This is a genomic window from Mycoplasma todarodis, from assembly GCF_965212735.1.
In the GTDB taxonomy this organism is placed as follows: Bacteria; Bacillota_I; Bacilli_A; order Mycoplasmatales; family Metamycoplasmataceae; genus Mycoplasma_K; species Mycoplasma_K todarodis_A.
Map to the genome: position 1 here is coordinate 189,522 of NZ_CBDBYJ010000001.1, position 21,187 is coordinate 210,708.

The 21,187-nt window shown below is 31.2% G+C and carries 24 protein-coding genes; 20 read left to right on the plus strand and 4 right to left on the minus strand.

Translation table 4 applies throughout. The annotated features are described in order from the left end of the window. Window positions 1-279 precede the first annotated feature (279 nt). Complete coding sequence (locus ACOMC1_RS00885) at window positions 280-927, minus strand: hypothetical protein (RefSeq protein ID WP_420330763.1); 648 nt, start codon at window positions 925-927, stop codon at window positions 280-282. 137 nt (window positions 928-1,064) lie between these two features. Then, on the minus strand, window positions 1,065-1,838 hold the full coding sequence (locus ACOMC1_RS00890) for a Vmc-like lipoprotein signal peptide domain-containing protein (protein WP_420330764.1): 774 nt from the start codon (window positions 1,836-1,838) through the stop codon (window positions 1,065-1,067). A 214-nt stretch (window positions 1,839-2,052) separates the two neighbouring features. On the opposite strand from ACOMC1_RS00890, the gene ACOMC1_RS00895 reads away from it, so the two are divergent. After that, entirely contained in the window at window positions 2,053-3,081 is a 1,029-nt protein-coding gene (locus ACOMC1_RS00895; protein ID WP_420330765.1) for an NADPH dehydrogenase, read from the plus strand. Window positions 3,082-3,210: 129 nt separating this feature from the next. On the opposite strand, the gene typA is transcribed toward ACOMC1_RS00895, so the two are convergent. After that, a complete protein-coding gene (gene typA, locus ACOMC1_RS00900) occupies window positions 3,211-5,016 on the minus strand; it encodes a translational GTPase TypA (protein ID WP_420330766.1) in 1,806 nt (601 codons plus the stop codon). A gap of 104 nt (window positions 5,017-5,120) precedes the next feature. Between typA and ACOMC1_RS00905 the strand changes: the two genes are divergently transcribed. The 10 genes from ACOMC1_RS00905 to rpsO all read left to right on the plus strand — a co-directional run bounded on the left by ACOMC1_RS00905 (window position 5,121) and on the right by rpsO (window position 13,014). Next, a complete protein-coding gene (locus tag ACOMC1_RS00905) occupies window positions 5,121-6,050 on the plus strand; it encodes a DHH family phosphoesterase (protein WP_420330767.1) in 930 nt (309 codons plus the stop codon). Between the two features lie 98 nt (window positions 6,051-6,148). Beyond that, window positions 6,149-6,595 carry a hypothetical protein gene (locus ACOMC1_RS00910; RefSeq protein ID WP_420330768.1) on the plus strand — a complete coding sequence of 149 codons (447 nt, stop codon included), beginning with the start codon at window positions 6,149-6,151 and terminating at the stop codon, window positions 6,593-6,595. After that, window positions 6,595-7,998, plus strand: a complete 1,404-nt coding sequence (gene nusA / locus ACOMC1_RS00915) for a transcription termination factor NusA (RefSeq protein ID WP_420330769.1) — start codon at window positions 6,595-6,597, stop codon at window positions 7,996-7,998. The genes ACOMC1_RS00910 and nusA overlap by 1 nt, the downstream gene beginning before the upstream one ends. Beyond that, window positions 7,985-8,242 carry a YlxR family protein gene (locus ACOMC1_RS00920; RefSeq protein WP_420330770.1) on the plus strand — a complete coding sequence of 86 codons (258 nt, stop codon included), beginning with the start codon at window positions 7,985-7,987 and terminating at the stop codon, window positions 8,240-8,242. The genes nusA and ACOMC1_RS00920 overlap by 14 nt, the downstream gene beginning before the upstream one ends. Window position 8,243: 1 nt before the next feature. Further along, window positions 8,244-10,052, plus strand: coding sequence for a translation initiation factor IF-2 (infB, locus tag ACOMC1_RS00925; RefSeq protein WP_420330771.1), 1,809 nt, complete (start codon window positions 8,244-8,246; stop codon window positions 10,050-10,052). Continuing rightward, on the plus strand, window positions 10,052-10,399 hold the full coding sequence (rbfA, locus tag ACOMC1_RS00930) for a 30S ribosome-binding factor RbfA (RefSeq protein WP_420330772.1): 348 nt from the start codon (window positions 10,052-10,054) through the stop codon (window positions 10,397-10,399). Before infB ends, rbfA begins: the two co-directional genes overlap by 1 nt. Before the next feature lie 131 nt (window positions 10,400-10,530). Continuing rightward, window positions 10,531-10,959, plus strand: coding sequence for a hypothetical protein (locus ACOMC1_RS00935; RefSeq protein ID WP_420330773.1), 429 nt, complete (start codon window positions 10,531-10,533; stop codon window positions 10,957-10,959). Window positions 10,960-11,006: 47 nt separating this feature from the next. Beyond that, entirely contained in the window at window positions 11,007-11,828 is an 822-nt protein-coding gene (gene truB / locus ACOMC1_RS00940) for a tRNA pseudouridine(55) synthase TruB (protein ID WP_420330774.1), read from the plus strand. Then, window positions 11,829-12,653 carry an FAD synthase gene (locus ACOMC1_RS00945; protein ID WP_420330775.1) on the plus strand — a complete coding sequence of 275 codons (825 nt, stop codon included), beginning with the start codon at window positions 11,829-11,831 and terminating at the stop codon, window positions 12,651-12,653. Between the two features lie 91 nt (window positions 12,654-12,744). Next, window positions 12,745-13,014 (plus strand): 30S ribosomal protein S15, encoded by a 270-nt coding sequence (rpsO, locus tag ACOMC1_RS00950; protein ID WP_420330776.1) that lies wholly within the window; start codon window positions 12,745-12,747, stop codon window positions 13,012-13,014. A gap of 11 nt (window positions 13,015-13,025) precedes the next feature. On the opposite strand, the gene ACOMC1_RS00955 is transcribed toward rpsO, so the two are convergent. After that, on the minus strand, window positions 13,026-14,291 hold the full coding sequence (locus ACOMC1_RS00955) for a hypothetical protein (protein WP_420330777.1): 1,266 nt from the start codon (window positions 14,289-14,291) through the stop codon (window positions 13,026-13,028). A 221-nt stretch (window positions 14,292-14,512) separates the two neighbouring features. Between ACOMC1_RS00955 and rpsP the strand changes: the two genes are divergently transcribed. The 9 genes from rpsP (at window position 14,513) to ACOMC1_RS01000 (ending at window position 21,167) form a co-directional block, all read left to right on the plus strand. Beyond that, window positions 14,513-14,779: a 30S ribosomal protein S16 gene (gene rpsP, locus ACOMC1_RS00960; RefSeq protein WP_420330778.1), complete on the plus strand. Its 267-nt coding sequence runs from the start codon at window positions 14,513-14,515 to the stop codon at window positions 14,777-14,779. A 6-nt stretch (window positions 14,780-14,785) separates the two neighbouring features. Further along, window positions 14,786-15,457 carry a tRNA (guanosine(37)-N1)-methyltransferase TrmD gene (gene trmD, locus ACOMC1_RS00965; RefSeq protein WP_420330779.1) on the plus strand — a complete coding sequence of 224 codons (672 nt, stop codon included), beginning with the start codon at window positions 14,786-14,788 and terminating at the stop codon, window positions 15,455-15,457. Then, entirely contained in the window at window positions 15,447-15,797 is a 351-nt protein-coding gene (rplS, locus tag ACOMC1_RS00970; protein ID WP_420330780.1) for a 50S ribosomal protein L19, read from the plus strand. The genes trmD and rplS overlap by 11 nt, the downstream gene beginning before the upstream one ends. Window positions 15,798-15,930: 133 nt before the next feature. After that, complete coding sequence (locus ACOMC1_RS00975) at window positions 15,931-16,755, plus strand: TraX family protein (RefSeq protein WP_420330781.1); 825 nt, start codon at window positions 15,931-15,933, stop codon at window positions 16,753-16,755. Window positions 16,756-16,850: 95 nt separating this feature from the next. Further along, window positions 16,851-17,537, plus strand: a complete 687-nt coding sequence (locus ACOMC1_RS00980; RefSeq protein ID WP_420330782.1) for an ABC transporter ATP-binding protein — start codon at window positions 16,851-16,853, stop codon at window positions 17,535-17,537. After that, window positions 17,518-18,138 (plus strand): ATP-binding cassette domain-containing protein, encoded by a 621-nt coding sequence (locus ACOMC1_RS00985; RefSeq protein WP_420330783.1) that lies wholly within the window; start codon window positions 17,518-17,520, stop codon window positions 18,136-18,138. Before ACOMC1_RS00980 ends, ACOMC1_RS00985 begins: the two co-directional genes overlap by 20 nt. Continuing rightward, on the plus strand, window positions 18,131-18,865 hold the full coding sequence (locus tag ACOMC1_RS00990) for a hypothetical protein (RefSeq protein WP_420330784.1): 735 nt from the start codon (window positions 18,131-18,133) through the stop codon (window positions 18,863-18,865). The genes ACOMC1_RS00985 and ACOMC1_RS00990 overlap by 8 nt, the downstream gene beginning before the upstream one ends. A gap of 110 nt (window positions 18,866-18,975) precedes the next feature. Next, window positions 18,976-20,325, plus strand: coding sequence for a signal recognition particle protein (gene ffh, locus ACOMC1_RS00995; RefSeq protein WP_420330785.1), 1,350 nt, complete (start codon window positions 18,976-18,978; stop codon window positions 20,323-20,325). Next, on the plus strand, window positions 20,325-21,167 hold the full coding sequence (locus tag ACOMC1_RS01000; protein ID WP_420330786.1) for a hypothetical protein: 843 nt from the start codon (window positions 20,325-20,327) through the stop codon (window positions 21,165-21,167). Before ffh ends, ACOMC1_RS01000 begins: the two co-directional genes overlap by 1 nt. Window positions 21,168-21,187 lie beyond the last annotated feature (20 nt).

The following is a 21,187-nucleotide window of genomic DNA, read 5'->3' on the forward strand; positions in this document are numbered from 1 at the left end:
CAATGTTATAAAAACAAGCGAGTAAAAATGGATAAAGGCAAATGGAATGGTATAATTGCTTTACTTATCTAAAGGGAGAAAGAAATGAACAAAAAAGCCAGGAAAGTTATACTAGGTGTTTTAGTAGTTTTATTACTAGTAGCATTAATCGTTACACCAATAGTATTTGCGTTTGTATAATAAATACAAATAAACATATCAAGCAACCGCCAAGTTGCTTTTTATTTCTTTAAAAAAAATAAAAACCTCACAAGAGATTTTTATGACGGGTGTTGACTTTTATTTTTCTCAAGACTTAACTTCTTTTGTGAATGCATCAGAAGCGGCTTCAACTTTTTCTCTAAGTTTTACATTCATTTTTTGAGTTTTCATAAAATCATCCATTGCTTCTGAAGAAGCTAAAAACACTTTTGATAGTTTTTCAAGAACTTTATCCTCTAACTTAACCTTAACTTCTTTGTTTTTCCCTGTTTCATCAAAGAAAATAAATTCTTTAATTTTTAATAATTGAACTTGGTACTTATTTTCTAATTCAAGCAGCTTCTTCCCTTTATCTGTTGCGATGTCGCTAGCTTTGAAAGAATCAAGTAGGGTGTTTGCTTGTATGAATTGAGAGACTTTCTTTTTCTCTTTTTCATCTTTAATTAAGTCTATTAGGCTCCCTCCGTGATGAGATTCATTATCGATGAATTGTTTGATTTTACCTTTGTATTCTTCTAATGCAGCTTTTGGATCTTGTTCCTTAGAATAATAAGGAATTCTTAAAGAAACATTTTCCTTAAGTGATTTCTCAAACTTGCTCTCTAATTCTTCTAAATATGACTTTTCTTCTTTTTTTTCTCCACACGATACTACAGCAACAATTGGAGTTGCTATGGTTGCTAATGCAGAAAAAGCACCAAGTGTTATTTTTTTAGTTTTGTTCATTTTATTCTTTTCCTTTCATTTGTTAACTCATACTATTTATTTGTATACACAAATTATACACAATGAGAATAAAATTCAAAATGAACTGGTACGCCTTTATTATTTGCATTAAAAAACACTTACATAAAGTGTCATTATTAAGATATTCATGTTTGGAATACTTGCGCAGCTTCTTGCTCCATGCTAGTTCTCTTTACATTAAGTCTTTGAAGTTCACTTAGAGCACGTTGATCGTTGGGGTCTCCTTCAATTTTATCTATAACTTCTGGATCAGTACTTTGTAGGTTTTCAATTAGTTCTCAATTCTCTATTGATTTTTTAATGAATTCAAGATCTATTAAATCTTCTTCAGATACTTTCTTGAAAAGTTGAGGATCTAATTTTATTGTTGTGCCCACATCATCTTTCTTTGTTTCATCAAAAAATACAAACTCTTTAATAGAAAGTGATTGTCTTCCTGCTTTCTTGAATGCTTCAGAAGCTTCGATTAACTCATCTTTTGTTGGGTCAGCACTTCTTGAAATAAATTCTTTCAATTTAATGACAGCTGATATTTTTTTAGATTCTTCATCATCTTTAGTTGAAAGTATTGTGATAATCTTTCCATTACGTTTATAGTTAACGAAAAAATCTTTAATCATTTCTTTATATTCTTGTTCCGCAGCTAACTTATCTGTTTCTTTAGATACAAAAGGAATCCTTATTTGAACACGCCTTTTAATAGAAGCATCAAACTCCTTTTTAATTTCTTCAATATTGATTTTAGAAAAAACTTGCGCATCCTCATCTTTGATTGGTGTTGTAATTTTTACCTTTTCTTTTTCTCCACATGATACTGCAATCACTATTGGCGAAATAGTAGCTGCTAGTGCGGAGAAAGTTCCTAAAATAACTTTCTTCGATTTTTTCATCTTCTCTCCTTGGCGAGGCATATTTAAAATATATATATATAAATTATATAGCACGCAATATTTTTTTAAAAGAAAAAAGATAATATTAGTGCTTTAAAGTGCAATATATTCCCATAATACAATAAAAACACATAATTCGTTGGTTATATATTACTAAGAAAGTTATATAATTATGGAGTTATATGAAAATATAACAAACGGGTAAAGGAGAGAGATGAATCATTGAGAAAAGGAACAAAAATTGAAAACCATAACACTTAAAAATAAAGTGGTTATGGCTCCAATGTGTACATATACATCTAAAGATGGATACCCAAATTCATTTCATGTTCAACACTATGCATCGAGAGCATGAGGTAATGTGGGATTAATTATCCAAGAATCTACTGGAGTTTCAAAGATAGGTGGAAGAATTGATTATAGATCATTGGCAATCTATAATGATGATCAAGCTAAGGCTTACAAACCTATAGTTGATGCAGTTCATGAAGCTGGATCAAAAATATTTATACAACTTTCAAATGCAGGACCTAGAAACGAAATTCTTGGCGAATCGTTTTCTGCGTCTAAAGTTAAACTTTCCGATTCTTATGAAGAAGCTGTTGAAATGACTATACCTCACATTCACGAAGTTATCCAAGATTTTGTAGAAGCAGCAAAAAGAGCTGAGGCTATTGGTTATGATGGAATTGAAATACATGGTGCTCATGGGTACTTATTAAATTCTTTTATATCACCAGCTATTAATAAAAGGAAAGATGAATATGGCAAAGACAGATTCCTGATTATTAAAGAGATTATTAAAAATATTAAACAAGAGGTTGATATACCGGTTGGGATTAGAATATCTGCTTTTGAATGAGCAGTTGACCTACCAAACTCAACTATCGAAGACTTTGTACAAGGATTAAAACCAATTGAAGAACATTTAGAATACATACATGTTTCAACTGGTGGCGTTTTAGAAGAAGGTATTGATGTAAGAGGCGGATTACTTTATCAAATACCTTTTGCTGAGAAGATTAAGAAAGAGTTCCCTAACACCTCAATAATTGGTGTAGGACTGATTTCTAACAATGATCTACTTGAAGAAGTTGTATCTAAAGTTGATTTAGCCGCAATAGGTAGGACTTTATTGAAAAATCCAATGTCATTATTAGAATGACAAGAAGAATTTGATGATGAAGTAACTCCTAGGGTATATCAAATGATGAATGGTGGTAAAACACCTTGAGTGAAATAAAAAAAACGTCCAGCATTGGGCGTTTTTTATTTATCGTTAATTCATATTTAGAATATTCTTCGAACCTCTATTATTTCTTTCTAAGTTAATTTCTTAAAAACATAATAAAAAAATTAGCAAATGCTAATCTTATTGAACTTTATGTTCTTTACCTCTAAATCTTTTATCTAGAGTTTTCTTTCTTAATCTAATTGAAAGTGGTGTAACTTCTACAAGTTCATCAATTTCAATAAATTCAAGAGCTTCTTCTAGTGAAAGAATAATTGGTTCAGGAACTCTAGTAGCTTCATCAGTACCAGCTGAACGAATGTTTGTTAGTTGTTTATTTTTGATTGGGTTAACATCAAGGTCATTTGATCTTGCATTAATACCGATAATCATTCCTTCATAAACTTCTGTTTGTGGAGTAACAAATAAGTCACCTCTTTCAGAAATTTTTCATAATGAGTATCCCATTGTTTTACCTTTAACATTTGAAACAAGAACACCATTTTTTCTACCATCAAGAACACCAGCATATGGCCCGTATTCATGGAAAGTTTTTTCTAAGATCCCTGTTCCTCTTGTTTTAGTAATGAATGATTGTCTAATTCCGATTAATCCTCTTGTTGGGATAATGAAATCAATGTTTGTTTGACCGTTTGAAGAATGCATATCTGTCATTGTTCCTTTACGCTCAGACATTAATTGGATAACCGCTCCAGAGAATTCGTCATCACAAGTAACTTGTGCGATTTCATATGGTTCAAGTTTTTTACCGTCAACCATTTTAACTAGAACTTTAGGTTTTGAAACTGCAAGTTCAAATCCTTCACGTCTCATGTTTTCAATAAGGACTGATAAGTGTAACTCACCTCTACCTTGAACTTCGAAACCTTCAACACCCTCTAAGTTATTTACTTTTAGAGCTACGTTAGTTTCAAGTTCTTTGTTTAGTCTTTCTTCAATTAATGAAGATGTAACTTTTTTACCTTCTCTACCGTTAAGTGGTGATTTATTAACTAAGAAGTTCATTGAGATTGTTGGTTCTTCAATTTCAATTTTTTCCATAGCAACTGGGTTTTCTACTGTTGAGATTGTATCTCCGATTGTAATGTCGGGAATACCAGCAACGATACATAGATCTCCTGATTCTACTTCTTCAACTTCTTTTCTATCTAAACCATCGTTAACAAATATTTTTGAGAAACTGATGTTTTTAACATCACCTTCAGAATTTATTAATGAATATCTACCTTTTCTTTTTAGAGTACCTTTTCTAAGTCTCCCTAGTCCAAGTCTTCCAAGATATTTATCATATTTTAATGATGAGATTTGCATTTGCACTTCTTCATCTTTTCCATATGGGTAATCTTCCACGTGGTCGATTAGTGTCTTAAATAATGGTTCTAATGTTTCAGATGGGTCATCCATTGAAATTTTCATTATTCCATCTTTCGCTGCACCATATAGAATTGGGAATTCCATTTGTTCATCAGTAGCTTCTAGTTCCATGAATAATTCAAGAACCATATCTACAACTTCCGCTGGTCTTGCATCTGACTTATCAATTTTATTGATAACTAAGATTGGTTTTAGACCTTGTTCTAACGACTTCTTAAGAACAAATCTTGTTTGAGGCATTGGCCCCTCTGAAGAGTCAACTAACAGCATTACTGTATCAACATTCTTAATAATTCTCTCTACTTCACCAGAAAAATCCGCGTGACCTGGTGTATCTACGACATTAATTTTTGTGTCTCCATATTTAATAGAACAGTTTTTTGAATAGATTGTGATTCCTCTTTCTCTTTCGATGTCATCACTATCCATTACTTGTTCAATTCTTTCTTCTCTTTCGTTAAATGTTCCTGATTGCTCCAGCAGCGCATCCACTAATGTAGATTTCCCTGCATCAACGTGAGCAATAACTGCAACGTTTATAATTTTTTCCATACTTACCTCTATTCCTTATATGTCGCAATTATAGAGAGTAAAGTGTATATTATTACAAGTATTTTGTGAGCATGCCTTTTATTTCTTTATATAATAGGGGTAATATGAAATTAGAAATAGAGAAATTAAGAAAAATTTGAGACTTCATTAGTGCTCAAAAAACAATAACAATTTGTACGCATATCGATCCTGATGGGGATACTGTTGGATCATCAATTGCGCTTAAAGAGTTTATTGAAAACAATACAGATGTTGAACAAGTTAGGATATCTGGAGGAGATATACCACCTATGTTTGACTTCATATCATCAGATATTGAAGATGATGTGGAAGATGAATACTTTAACAATTCACAAGTAATTGTTGTAGATACATCAAATAAAGCCAGAGTTTGAGACAAAAGAGTTGTAACTAAAGATGCAGTTAAATTCGATCACCATAAAGATCATGAAGAATGACTAATGGGTATCGGTGGAGATAACTGACCTGCATGTGGTCAATTATTAGCTGAAATTGCATTTATGTTAGAACTAAAATGAACTGAAAAAGCCAGAGTTGGTATTTCTACAGCTATCGTTACAGATACAGAAAACTTTACTCAAAGAAACATTGGACCAGAAACATTTAATGTTATGGCGAAAATGTTAAAAGACGGACACAATTATCTAGATGTTGTTCCTAAACTTCTACCATCTGCTGAAGAAAAGAAAGTAATCAGTAAATGTTTAAGCCAAGTATCTTACGACCATGAAGAAGTTGCAGTATTCTATACAAAAGAAAAAGTTTCTAGAGATATCTATAGAGCTGCTGTTGCTGCTGTATCATCTGTTTCGGATAGAGAAGTTACATTATTTGTAGCTGAAGCTGATGTACCAGGAATGCTACGTGGTGGATTAAGATCAAAAGGAAATGTAGACGTTTCTAAAATAGCTGAAGCCCTAGGTGGAGGTGGACACCATGCATCTGCAGGGTTCAAAGTTCCAAATACTACTACCCTTGAAGAATTGATGAAAGTTGTTAAAGAGCACATTTAGTGTTCTTTTTTAACGTTAAAATGCTATAATATTTTTGTCAATAGAATATTAATTCATGAGATGCCATTGGTATCTCTTTCTTATTCTAAGGAGGTAACATGACAATTTTAGAAAGTTTAAAAACCAAATTCGAGGGCAAAATCACTTCTGTTAAGTGAGAAGAAGAGTTCGGAGCAACGTTTTTAAGAGTGGAAGTTCAAGAACCAAAATTAAATGAACTAACAATCTTATCAAAAGAAATCTCTGACTATCTCGATACCATTGACCAAACAGACAAGGAATATTTTTTAGATATTTTCTCTGGAGGAACAGATAAAGAAGTTTCTTTTGATGCGCTACCAGAAATGATTGAAGAAAACATTTTAGTCACATTAGTAAGACCTATAAAAGACAAGATTCAATTTGAGGGAACTCTACTTGAAGCAGATCCAAAAGGTTTAACAATTAAATGAAATGCCAAAGGGCAATTCAGAAAACAAAAACTAGCTAAAGAGGATATCGAAAAGGTAAATCTATCAGCTAAAGTTAAAAAGGAGGGCAAATAATGCCAAAAACATTAGATAAAGAACAATTATTCCAAGCGATTGAAGAGATTGCTATTAAACAAAGACTAAGTAGAGAAGAAATCGATGAAATTCTACGTGAAGCAGTAGAAAAATCATTCCACTCAAAATTCGATCCAGATGCTGATTTAACAGTAACTATCGATAGAGCTGAAAACGAATTCAAATTAGTTAACAATGGAAAAGAAGTTGTTGAAGACGAAGATGAAGAAATGGAAGCAGATTTAAGAACAATCGAAATCCCATTATCAGAAGCTAAGAAAATTAAACCAGATGCAAAAATCGGTGATTTCATTGCTGAAGAAGTTTCATTCGAAGTTTACTCAAGAACAATTGCTCAACAAATCAAACAATTATTCATCCAAAAAATTAAAGAAAAAACAAAAGCTATGGTTTATGCTAAACACAAAGGTTTAGTTGGAGAAATGGTTCCTGCAATCATTACTACATCAGCTGCTGGTTTTGCAATTCTACAATTAGAAGATGGAACACCTGCATTCATGCCTGGTAAACTTAAAAACCCTAGAATTAAAATGAAACTTGGAGAAAGAGTTAATGTATACGTTGAAGAAGTATTAGAAGATTCAAGAGATGCTCAAATCATCGTTTCAAACTCATCACCATCAATGGTAAGAAGAGTTCTAGAACAAGAAGTTCCTGAAATTATGGATGGTACAGTTGAGATTGCTGCAATGTCACGTATCGTTGGTGAAAGAACTAAAATTGCTGTTAAAGCTACAAACGACATGGTAGATCCAGTTGGAGCTATCATCGGTGCTGGTGGAGAAAGAATTTCTAGAATTGTTGAAAAACTACACGGTGAAAAACTAGATGTTATTAGATATTCAGAAGACCTAAACGAATTTGTTGTGGCTGCAATGTCACCTGCAAAAGTTGTTGGAATTCTAAACAAAGACGGTTTCGAAGATAAGAAAATCGTTATCGTTCCTAATAAACACCACACACTTGCAATTGGTAGACGTGGTTCAAATGCTAGATTAGTTGCTGAGTTAGCTAAAGTTAGAGTTGATGTTACATCAATTAACCAAGCTAGAGAAGCTGGAATGGAATTCACATTTAACGGAAACCTAACAGAATCAGAATTAGCAAGAATTGAAGCTGGAGAAAAACTTAACAAAAGACAAAGACCTGCATCAACAGGATTCGCAAAATCTTCAAACATTAATCTTGAAGACATCCAAGGAGAAATTGAAGACTTTAATGAAAACATTGAAGAAACTACATTTGTTCCAGTTGAGAAAGAAGAAGTTATCTTCTCAGACGCAGAACTTAAAGAAATGGAATCTCAATTCGAACTTGATGAAGAACTTGCAGATTTCGCAGATATTGATTTTACAGAGTTAGACAACATTGAAGAAAAATAATCAAAGAACCTGTATCGCAACAGGTCAGAAGTTTGACAAATCTGAATTAATAAGAGTTGTTAAATTTAACGGAGAGTATAGTGTTGATAAAGAACACAACCTTCCAGGTCGTGGTGCTTACTTTAAAAAAGATAAGGATCTTGTAAAAACAATAAAAACAAAAAAATTACTACATAGAGCTTTCAAAGAACAAGTTTCTGAAATGGTATATGAAGAATTAATTAAATATATAGAGGAGGAATAGTATGGCAGATAAAAGACAAACAAACCTAAGTAATGTTAAATCTCAAATGAAAGAGGTTAAGACAGAATTAAAAGATGGTGTATTCATTTATACTGGTCCAATGACAATTGCGGAATTCGCAACTAAAATTGAACAACCAGCAAACGAAATTATCAAACACTTCTTCATGCAAGGAAAAATGTACAACTTAAACATGACACTTGACGAAGAACAGATTGGTGAATTATGTATGGAATATGAATACGATTTCCAACACAAAGAGGAAGTTACAGCTGCTAACTTCATGGAACAAATGGAAATAGATGAAAAAGAAGAACACCTAATGGAGAAACCACCTATTGTTACAATAATGGGTCACGTTGACCATGGTAAAACAACTCTAATTGATAAAATTAGAAACGCAAACGTTAACGTTGTTGATGGTGAAGCTGGTGGGATTACACAACACACAGGTGCTTACCAAATTGATCATAAAGGTAAAAAGATTACATTTATCGATACTCCAGGACACGAGGCTTTCACAGCTATGCGTTCAAGAGGGGCTAAAGTAACTGACATCGTTATTATCGTTGTTGCTGCTGAAGATAGTGTTATGCCACAAACTAAAGAAGCAATTGACCACGCTAAATCAGCTGGTGTTCCAATGATTGTTTTCGTTAACAAAATGGATAAACCAGGAGCAAATGCTGAAAAAGTTAAAGCTGACCTATCAGCTCACGACGTTGTTGCTGATGACTGAGGTGGAGATGTACAATTCATCTACGGTTCAGGTCTAACAGGAATGGGTATTGATGAATTATTCAACGCTATTACTTTAGAAGCAGAAATGTTAGAACTAAAAGCTAACCCAGATAGATTACCAATGGGTGTAGTTGTTGAAGCTCACTTAGATAAAGGTAGAGGTTCAGTTGCAACAATTATTGTTGAAAACGGAACAATCGTACCTCGTGACTTCATCGTTGCTGGTGCTCACTATGGTAGAGTTAGATCTCTTGAAGATACAAATGGTAAAGCAATTGAATCTGCAGGTCCAGGTACACCGGTAGTTATTACTGGTCTAAACTATACACCTTCAGCTGGTGATAAGTTCGTTGGATTCAAAGATGAAAAATTCGCTAAAGCACTTGCTCAAGATAAAGCATTCGCTGATAAACAACAAGAACTTAAAGCAAGAAACGCTGTTCATATTGAAGATGGTATTAAAACACTTAACATCATTATCAAATCAGACGTTCAAGGTACAGCAGAAGCTGCAAAATACTCATTAGCAAGAATCTCAAACGAAGAAGTTGTTGTTAATGTTGTTAGAGCTTCAGTTGGAGCTATCACTAAGAGTGATATCTTACTTGCTCAAGCATCAAACTCAATCATTTACGGATTCAATATTCGTCCAACTGGTAGTGTTAAACAATTTGCTGAACAAGAAAAAATTATTATCAAAACACATACAATTATTTATAAAATGATTGAAGAAGTTGAAGCAATGCTTAAAGGTATGCTTGCACCTAAATTTGAAGAAAAAGTTACAGGACAAGCTAGAATCATTAAAGCTATCTTCTCTTCAAAAGTTGGTAATATTGCCGGTTCAGTTGTTATTGACGGGATTATTAAATCAGGTTCAAAAATGAGACTTATCCGTGATGGTAGAACAATCCATGAAGGAATTCTAGATTCACTACAAAGAGGTCCAGACCAAGCTAAAAAAGTTGAACTTGGTAAAGAATTTGGTACTCACATTAAGAAATTCAATGATATTCGTGAAGATGATATTATCGAATGTTACGAAGATGTTGAGATCGAGGTTAAATAATGTCTACAGTAACACATCAAAAGAAAGAAAAAATGTTCTTAAGAGCAGTTTCACAAATTATCTCTGAAGAAATTACAAATGTTAATGTTTCATATACAACAGTAACAGATGTAAAACTTTCAAGAGATGGTTCACACTTAAATGTTTACTTAACATTCGAAAATAATAAAGAACGTTCAATGGAATATTTAAGAAAAGCTACAGGATTTATTAGAACTCAAGTTTCTAGAAGAATTCATATGAGAAAAACACCAGAGATTCACCTGAAACACGATGAATCATTGGCTGTCGGAACAAGAATTAATGAAATCCTAAATAGCATCAAAGAAAAAGAAAACAAAGAATAAGCGTATGCTTATTTTTTTATTGTCAAAAACAAGCACACTTCATAAACTACAATCTACAAAAATGCAAATTGGTATGATTATTTTGCATAAGAGGAAATACGAATTATCCTTATATGCTAACAGGAGGTTATATGAATAAAAAAAGTGCAAAAAGAAGTAAGTCTTCAATAATCAAAAGATTAAAGAAACTTACGAAAGATAAAAATAAAATGATTTCGGAAATTATAGATATGGAAAATAAAAATAGAGTCATTTTCGAAAAAATGGAATTACTTTTTAAGTTAAGGGAAACTTTAACACATGAAATCTCAAACCCAGTAAAAAATAGTGCAGCCAAGGCACTAAAAAAACTAACTGATAAAAGAGAGAAAAACGAACACGTTATTTATAATGCCGAAAAGATAATAGAAGCTAATAAAAAGAAAATTGAAAGTAGAAGACTTGTCGTTAAAAGATTAGAAAGAACAATTAAAGAGTTGGATCGTGAACTAATCAGACAATGAGAAGTGAAGAAATTTAAACAAAGTAATGACCAAACAATTGAACTAATATTAAACTAAGGCTAAAAGCCTTGTTTTTCTTTTCTTTAATAAGTTAAAATATATGTATGTTCGTACTATTAGATAAAGAAAAAGGAATTTCTTCTTTTAAAGCAATTAATAACTTTAGAAGAGAAAATAATATTAAGAAGATTGGTCACACTGGAACTCTTGACCCACTAGCAACAGGATTATTATTAGTAGCTACTGATGATGATACAAAACTTATTGATTTTATAGATAAAGGAGAAAAGACATATGTTGCAACTATGCAACTTGGTGTTATCTCAAACACATATGATTCTGAAGGTGAAATAGAGCACGTTTCAGACACATTACCTACTAAAGAAGTCATTGAACAAGAACTTAAAAAATTCATTGGGATTCAAGAGCAAATGCCACCTGCATTTTCAGCTAAGAAAATTAATGGTGTTGCAGCTTATAAATTAGCTAGAGAAGGTAAAGAGGTTAAATTAAAAACTTCAACTATTGAAATCAATACAATTGAAATATTAGAATTTGATAAAGATATTGTTGTATTCGAAGTTAACGTTTCAAGAGGTACATATATAAGATCTATAATTCATGACTTAGGTCAAAGATTAGGTTGTGGTGCAATAATGACTGAATTAAGAAGAACTACTATCGGTCCATTAACTGAAAATAATATCGGTATCGATGTAGATATTGAAAAATTATTAACACTATCAATCATTGAACTTAAAAAAGAAGAAATAATGATTTTAATCAATGGTATTTCAATTGAAAATAAATACGGAATAGAAGGTAAATATGTTGCAAAAGTGAATGGTGTTATTTGTGGAATCATTCAAGCTGGTGAACGTATCAAATCACTAAAATTATTTGGTAAGAAAATAGAGGTACTATAAATGAAAGCATTTTATTTCCCAGAAAAAATAGAAGTAAAAGAACCAACAATAATAATGGGTTCTTTCGATGCTATTCATATAGGACATTTAGACTTAATCAAAAAAGCTAAGTCACTAAATAAACCAATCATCATGATGATGTTTGAAAAACCACATGAGTTACCAAATAAATCAAGAGAAATGTTTGAGCAATTAGAAGTAAGACTGCAAAAACTTGCAAATATGGATATTGATTTTGCAATGGTTTTAGAGGTTAATGCACACTTGCTAACTATGCTTCCAGAAGACTTTATGAACCAAATAAATGAAACATACAAACCTAAGAATATTGTTTGTGGTAAAGATTTCAATTTCGGTAGAGGTGGAGCAGGAAATCCTGAGATGCTTGCAAAAATATTCGAAAATGTTCATGTTATGGATATGAAAAAGATTGCAAATAAAAATATTTCTACTTCAATAATTAAGGAACAGGTTCCTTTTGGAGAGATAGAATTTGCGAATTCATTATTAGTTTCACCATGAACAACAAATGTAAAAATAGGTAAAGAAAATGAGTTTGTTTTAGAAGAATTACAAGTGAAACCACACTCAGGTTTTTACGCTATAACAGCGATAAATGGTGGAGTTATGTATCATGGAGTAGTTCATGTAACTAGACAAGGTAAATACTTTATTCATATGTTAAATAACACTGAAAACCTTCAAAATAAGGAACTTTCAATATCATGATGAAGACAATTAGAAATAACAATTAAAGACCAGGGTGACTCACTACGTGAAGAGCATTTAGAAGTTGCTAACCGATTCTTTAAAAATAGTTTATAATAAATAAGCATAAAAGCGTTGTAATGCTCGGTTTGGATACCTGTCCGGATTCTTGCTGGGGTTACATGAAATAAACATAGGAGGACAAAACATGGCTGTATCAAAAGCAAAAAAAGAAGAACTTATTATTAAATTTGGTGGAGACGCTAAAAACACAGGTTCTATTGAAGCTCAAATCGCTATCTTAACAGAAGATATCAACATCCTTACACCACACTTCAAAGCTAACAAAAAAGATAAACACTCTCAAAGAGGTTTCTTAGCTAAGATCCAAAAGCGTAAAGATTTATTAAAATATCTAAAAGCTCAAGACTTCAACAAATACCAAGCTCTAATTAAAGAACTTGGACTAAGAAAATAATGGCATCGCCATTATTTTTTTCTTGGGTTTTTATTAGCTGTTTTTTTAGTCTTAGGTTTAGATTTTGTTTGAGTAGATTTAGCACTCTTTTTCTCTAATGCTTTCTCTTCTGCTTTTTTAAGTCTTTCAGCTTGTTCTTTATTAAAGATTTCTCTTCTTTTTACGAATTCAATATATTCTTTTTCGTAACGTTCACCTCTGGTTCTACGTTTTTTAATAGTTGCTTTAGCTTTAACAACTGCTAATTTTCTTTTGGCTAATTTTACTCTTTCTTTTTGAATAACTGTTTCGTTTTTACTTTCATCAATCTTACGTTCACTTTTTTCTACTTTTCAAATTAGTTTCTCAAGTTTCTTTTCAGTGTCAGACGCAACTTCATAATCATATTCATATCTATATCGTTTATTAAATTTAAATAGGACTCAGTTGTGGAGATAAATCATTCCAGCCATACCAACTAGTATTCCTATCAATCCTAGGAATGCGATTCATGTTTGTTTAAAGTTTCCGGTTGTTGCTAAATCAGAAATTGGGTAAGGATCTTGTCAAATAATACTTATTAATAAATAAAATATTATGTATAGTGTTGGATAAATAATTCCTATTAATAAGAATTTTTTATTTAATCTTGAAGCTTCAGTCGCAAGGATTAAGTGGATAATTGAATAAATAATCATACATGCTGGGATTACTGCATGAACTAAGATAGTTGAAGCTTGAATTAAACCATCCATTAAACCATCAGTTGAATCATTGATACTACCAAAGTCTTTTGCAAGCGCTGATCAGAATACGATACCAACAATAGTGTCATACATTGTAACAATTGAAAGAGTTCTTTGTGAGTGTGTTCAACGTAATCATTTGGGAACTCTGTCATCATACATAAATAATCTTAAACATAAGATGAATGTAAGTAGTAAAGTTGTTTGTCATGTAAATTGAGTTAATGATCAAAAGAAATAAGGGTGAACTAATGCTCTATGCGCAAATTCTCTTGTTTGGCCGCTAATACCATCTGAGAAAGGTTTTTCACCTCAATGACTTTCTTTTAAAACTTCATTAACTTCTGGTCTATGTCAATATCATAAGTGGAATTCACCTTCATAATAACCAGTGTCCCAAAGTATTGTAACTACTGTTTTCATGGCGATCGTCACAAAAATGATAAATAAGAAAGTACCTAGAAGAATTTTGTTCTTTTTACTCTTACTTCAATTTGGTTTGAAGGGAATTTCCTTAATTTTTTCTTTTGTTCTTGTTAGTTTCTGTTTCATAGTTTTTATTATACCTTCTTATTATAAGAAGGATACAAATATAAGGTGTGTAATATAAAATGATTTTCTATTTGTATAAAACAATATTTATTTTTTGTATAAAACAATGCTTAAACATTAAAAAAATACCACTGTAAAGCAAAAGTGCTTGACACCTGTGAAATTTTATGATAAACTATAGTTACTTATTAAAAAAGTAATAAGGATTAAAGGAGAACCACATGGTAAAAATGAGACTAAAACGTCAAGGTTCTAAATTCAACGCATTCTACAAAATCGTAGTTGCAGATGCTAGAGCACCTAGAGACGGAAGATTTATTGAAGTTGTAGGATTCTACAACCCACATACAAAAGAACTAAAACTAGAAAAAGAATTAGTATTTAAATGACTAAACGATGGAGCTGTTCCAACAGAAACTGTAAAAACATTACTTAAAAAAGAAAAAATTAACGAAGAATTTGCTAACTCAAAAATTGCAAAGAAATAATTAATTATGAAAATAAACTTTATAACTCTATTTCCTAAGTACTACGAGCCATTCCAGTCAGAATCAATCGTTAAAAGAGCTATCGATAAAAAGTTAGTTGAAGTTAATGTTGTTGATTTTAGGAAATTCTCAATAGGCAAGCACAACAAAGTTGATGATATTGTTTATGGAGGTGGTCAAGGTATGTTATTAATGGTTGAACCCATTGATAAAGCTTTGGAAACAACAAAAGGTAGAAGAATACTTCTTTCACCTCAAGGTAATAAATTTACACAAGATAAAGCATTAGAATTATCTAAACTAGACGAAGTTACATTCGTTGCTGGACATTACGAAGGATTCGACGAAAGAGTTAGATCATTAGTTGATGAGGAATTATCAATTGGTGACTATGTATTAACAGGGGGAGAACTTCCTTCAATGGTTATGGCTGATTCAATCATTAGATTGATACCAGGTGTAATTAGAGAAGCTTCACATGTTAATGATTCATTCCAAGAAAACCTTCTAGACCATCCTCAGTACACACGCCCACGTGTTTACAAGGGTATGGAAGTTCCTGAAGTATTACTAAATGGTAATCATGCAAAAATAGAGAAATGAAGAAAAGAAAAACAAATGGAGAAAACTCTTAGAGTTAGACCCGATTTATTAAAAGGAGATCATAATGAGAAATAAATTACTTACAGCAGTAGAAGCAAATCAAATTAAAACAGACTTACCTGTATTCAAATCAGGTGACAACGTTGTTGTTCACGTACGTATTAAAGAAGGATCAAAAGAAAGAATTCAACTTTTCGAAGGTCTAGTAATTAAAAAACACGGTACAGGAACATCAGAAACATTTACAGTTAGAAAAATGTCATACGGGATTGGTGTTGAAAGAACATTCCCTCTACATTCTCCACTAGTAGCTCAAATCGATGTTAAAAGAAAAAACAAAGTTAGAAGAGCAAAACTTTACTACATGAGAGATAGAAAAGGTAAAGCAGCAAGACTTAAAGAACTTAGAAAATAGTTCTAAACGAAATGGCCCTAGGTCATTTTTTTATTATCTTTTAATTGGGAGTTTTTAATGTCAAAGACAAATCACTCCACCTGATTGTTTGTTGTGAGTTTTTTTGCTAAAAATGTTATGTTATAATTATTAAATGAATTCTATTTATATGAATAAAATTGAAAACGTTTGAATGCGTGTTTTCAATTCAATGACATTTAAAATAGTTGCTTTGATATCAATGGTTATTGATCATGTTGGAGTTATTATTTTCCCTGGAAACCAAGATTTAAGAATTATAGGTAGAATCGCTTTACCAATTTTCACATTTTTAATAGCATTTGGCTTTTCGAAAACTAGGAATCCTGGTTCTTATTTTCTAAAATTATTTTTTGTATTTATTTGTATTCAAATACCCACAACATGATATTTATATTCACAAGAAAACCCTGAAATTTCCCCTTTTTATATGAATATCTTTTGCAATTTATCTTTGGGTGCTGGGTTTATAGTTATTTATAAGAAAAATAAATTACTTTCTATTTTGTATTTTGCGATGATATTTTGATTTTTATATTTTGTTCAAGAAAATCCATTGATGATCACAAATGAAAAGACTGGTCTTGAAAGATTTGAAATAGATTACGGACTTTATGGATTTATGTTAATAGTTGGATTTTGAATGGTTAGAGAAGCAGTTAGTTCATTTTATAAATTAAGTGGTAAAAAAATAATAATGAATATTGCCTCAGCTTCTTGGTTGGTAATTATTACATTAATAAACCAATATTGAATGCATAGTACAGAAGCTCTTAAAGATATTCAAATGTGAGCATTAATTGATGTTGTTCTATTGTTGATGTTTACTGAATTCAGATTTAATATACCCAGTAAAAAAGTTAGAATTACAATTCAATACTTTTTTTACTTGACTTATCCTCTCACATTAGGGATTACTATATTATTTTCTAATCTTTAAATAGTTCAAAACGAAATGACCCTAGGTCATTTTTTTTTATTATCTTTTAATTGGGGTTTTTAAATTTTATAAAAATGTAAGAGTATAATTTATACATGATAAAAATCAAAGATATGGATCTTAACGCTGACAAGAGAGAGTTAGCTACAAATATTACTATGGAGTTAGAAAGAGGCGGGAAATACATACTATTAGGTCAAAATGGTACAGGTAAATCCACATTCATGAAAGAGATTTTCAAGGCTTCAATTATTGGTGGAGAAGGAATAGATATAGATAATAGTAATGCTTTTTATAGTGATAATTCTTCATTGACAGCATTTGATCAGTTTTCTGGATTTGAATATTTGAATACATATTTTGAACCTATTTATGGATATGAATGATTCAAAGAAAAAATAATTGATTTATCTAAATTCGAGGTTGATAATAAAGTTTTAGGAACTACGATGGCTGATTTATCTGGTGGAGAAAGAAGAATATTAAATGTTCTTGTTGCCATTTACGGTAAATACGATTTATTGTTAATAGATGAGCTTGAATCCAATCTTGATGAAGTGAAATTAGAAAAAGCCATAGATGAAATTAATAAGATGGAAGAATGTACAATAATTATTGCCACCCATAACCAAAAGGTTGTAAATAAGTTGCATCACAATAAAGTCTTTATGTTCAAAGAACAAAAATTAGAAGAAGCAAATAATGATAATGGTGATGGGGAATCACTTAAAGAATTATTTCAAAAAGAAAAGGGGTTAATAGATGAAAACTTCGAATTCTAATACACTAATATCCATTCAGGGATTGAAAGTTAACTTCGGTAGAAAAGTTTTAATAGAAAATGTTGATTTAGAAGTTAAGTCTGGAGAAATGATCCTATTAACTGGTGAAAATGGTGCTGGTAAAACTACTTTGATTAATTACATTACAGGTGTTAAAGATTCTAAGAATATCAAAAGAAAAGAAGGTCTTCAAGTATCATTTACTCCTCAAAGTGCTTTTTTAAAAGGGGAAGTGTGCAAATTAATTGAAAAATTTGCCGTTATGCTTGGAACTAAAGAAATCATTAAAAAGGTAAAGAACTCATTTTCATTAGAGAAGATTTGAAAATCGGATTATTCAATCATTTCTTCAGGAGAACAACAAAGAGTCAAGATGGCTATTGCATTTTTAAGGAAACCTGATTTAATCATATTGGATGAATTCTCAAGAGGTCTTGACGAATCTACAACTGGATCTTTTATTAATTTAGTTAAAAATTTAAATAAGAAATTCAACATTGCTATAATCCTAATTTCACACAACAAACGTGTAATTAAAGAATTGAGTAAAAAGCATCTAACAATCAAAGAAAAGCGTTTGGTGGAGGTGAAGAATGTTTAAGAATAAAGAAACTAGATATCGTCACTCGAGAATGTTCGGTGTATCAAATTCAAAATTTATTGGTTATGCACTTCTGATTGTCTACTTATTAATAATAGGTTCGGTGATATTTGGTATTGGTTGAATTATTACTATTACAAATAAATCAGGAAAAATAACAACATCTCTTTATGGTAAAAGTGTTGCATTTATGCTTGCCATTTCATTTATACCCCTGATATATTCATCTAATTACATATTTAAAGATGCAAGTAGAAATAATTTATTAATTAAAGTATCATTAGGTCTAACTTATAAAGAATATTTAAATAGTACAACCTTTATGATGAAATACATAATTTTCATTGGTACAACATCCGTTTTCATATCAATGGGTGTTCACACACATGAATGGTCTAGTGCTTTTCTGTTTTCAATAACAATTGGCGCATTAAGTTATGCTTTAGTTTCATTGCAACTTATGTTAGCAATATTTTCAGCTAATGTTTGAGTTATAAATAGTGTTATTGGGGTTATCTTTATGACGTTGATGATTGTAGCTGTAAAGTTTAAACCAAGGACTGATATTTGAGTAGAATTCTTTAATCCAAAAGCTGGTGTATATGCTGGTATTATATTTACTAATTTAATTATGATTGCTGGTGCTTCAACTCTACATAGAGTGGTTATGCCAAAGATGAATTATATAAATTGATATTCTGAAAAACCACAAAAACCACAAATTTAAAAATTAATACAAAATAAACGAATGGCCATGTAGTCATTTTTTTATTTTGTATTAATGGTGAAATACCTTTTAAATTGGGCTTTAATTCTTTTTTTCTCTATAATTTATATATGTTAAATATTTTAGGAAACAGATTACAAAAATCAATGAAAAAAATGCAGGCAAAAACTTCACTGAAAGAAGAGGATATTTTAGAAGTTACGAGAGAAATAAAGATGGCGTTATTAGAAGCCGATGTTAACTTATTAGTTGTTAAACAATTTGTTAAATCAGTTAAGAAAAAAGCTTTATCAGAAGCAGTATTAGCTCAACTTAACCCAGGACAAAATGTTGTTAAAATCGTTAAAGAAGAATTGACAGACATTCTTGGTGGTACTTCTAAAGAAGTTAAACTTAAGGGGAACTTACCAATCATCATGATGGTAGGACTTCAAGGTTCTGGTAAGACAACTACAACAGGTAAACTTGTTAATCACTTTAAGAAAAAGAAAGATGCAAAGAACCCTTTACTTGTTGCAGGTGATGTTTATCGTCCAGCTGCGGTTGAACAATTAAAAACATTAGGTAAACAATTAGGTGTTACTGTATTTGAAAAAGGTACAGGTTCAAAACCTCAAGATATTGTTACTGAAGCTCTTGAATTTGCGAAAGAAAATGATCATGACTTAATCATCATCGATACAGCTGGTCGTTTATCAATCGATGAAGAACTAATGAATGAATTAGTTGATATTAAGAAAATTGCAAAACCTCAAGAAATATTCTATGTTGCTGATGCATTATCAGGACAAGACATTATCAATGTTGCTACAACATTCCATGAAAGACTTTCACTAACTGGATCAATCATAACAAAACTTGATTCTGATGCACGTGGTGGAGCTGCACTTTCAATTACTAAAATATTAAATCTTCCAATTGTATTTATTGGTACTTCAGAAAAAATGTCAGGACTTGATCAATTCCATCCTGATAGAATGGCTGAAAGAATCCTTGGTATGGGTGACGTTCTTTCATTAATTGAAAAAGCTCAAGATGTTCTTGATGAAGATAAATCAACAAGAATGGCAAACAGAATGGCTAATGGACATTTTGACCTTGATGACTTATTAGAACAACTACAACAAATGAAGAAACTTGGTAAATTAGGAAGTATTCTTAAAATGATTCCTGGTGCTCAAAATATCTCTAAGGATAAAATTGAAGCAGCGGATAGAAAACAAAAATTATTTGAAATACTTATTTCATCAATGACTAAGCAAGAAAGAAAAAATCCTAAACTACTTAAAAATGCTAAACGTAAACAAAGAATTATGGCTGGTTCAGGTAGAACTGCTCAAGAGTACAACTCATTAGTTAATGAATTCGAAAGAATGGCAAAACAAATGAAACAAATGGCGAAAGCTATGAAAGACGGTTCATTCAATCCAGGTATGATGCGTGGAATGGGTGGAATGTAGTGAAAGAAACTCTGAGAAAGAACAAATACTTTTTAATTAGTGCAATTGTATCAACGATATTTATCATATTCATGATTATTTCAGATTCAACAACAGCATTTAATTGAACAGTCAAATTCCATAATAAAGGTAGTGTAGCCTTGGAAGACGCCAAATACCCAATAGAACATGTTAATTGAATTACTGTTTTTTACTTTACATTTCAATCAAACCTTTTAGTTATGATTTATCTATATCTAAGAGCATTTGGAGTTATGAAACCAAAAGAAAACAAACATCATAAGATGTTCCAATTAATCGTTACGCTTAATATAACAATCACAATGGTTACTTACTGAATGATACTTGCACCATTTTCATCAATTTGAACTCATGGTGGAGTAGCTGGAGCAATTAAGATAGTTGTTACATTTATGGTTCATTTAATAACACCTATATTGATGTTAATTGCCTTCCACAAAGATAAACTTCAAGAAGGTGAAGAAGGTGTCGTTATAAGCAAGAAGAAACTTCCTTTAGTGCTGATTTATCCAACAACATGATTAATCATTGCTATTATTGTTTACTTCACAACACAGACTGAAGGTCATTATTCACAAGTGATTGAAAATCAAGCAACAGGTAAGTATATGATGGTAAAAGACGGAGGTTCAATTGATCACTCTTCTGGAGTTGCAATTTACTTCTTCTTGAATTTTGCTGACGTTCCTATCGGTGTTACATTAGGTGCATCTGCTGCAATATCAATTGCCTTTATTGCATTCGGATTTTTATTCTTAGCAGTATCAAATCCAGAATCAAAATTAAATATAAAAATGAGAACTATAAAACAAAGGAAATAATCCCTTGTTTTTATTTATGC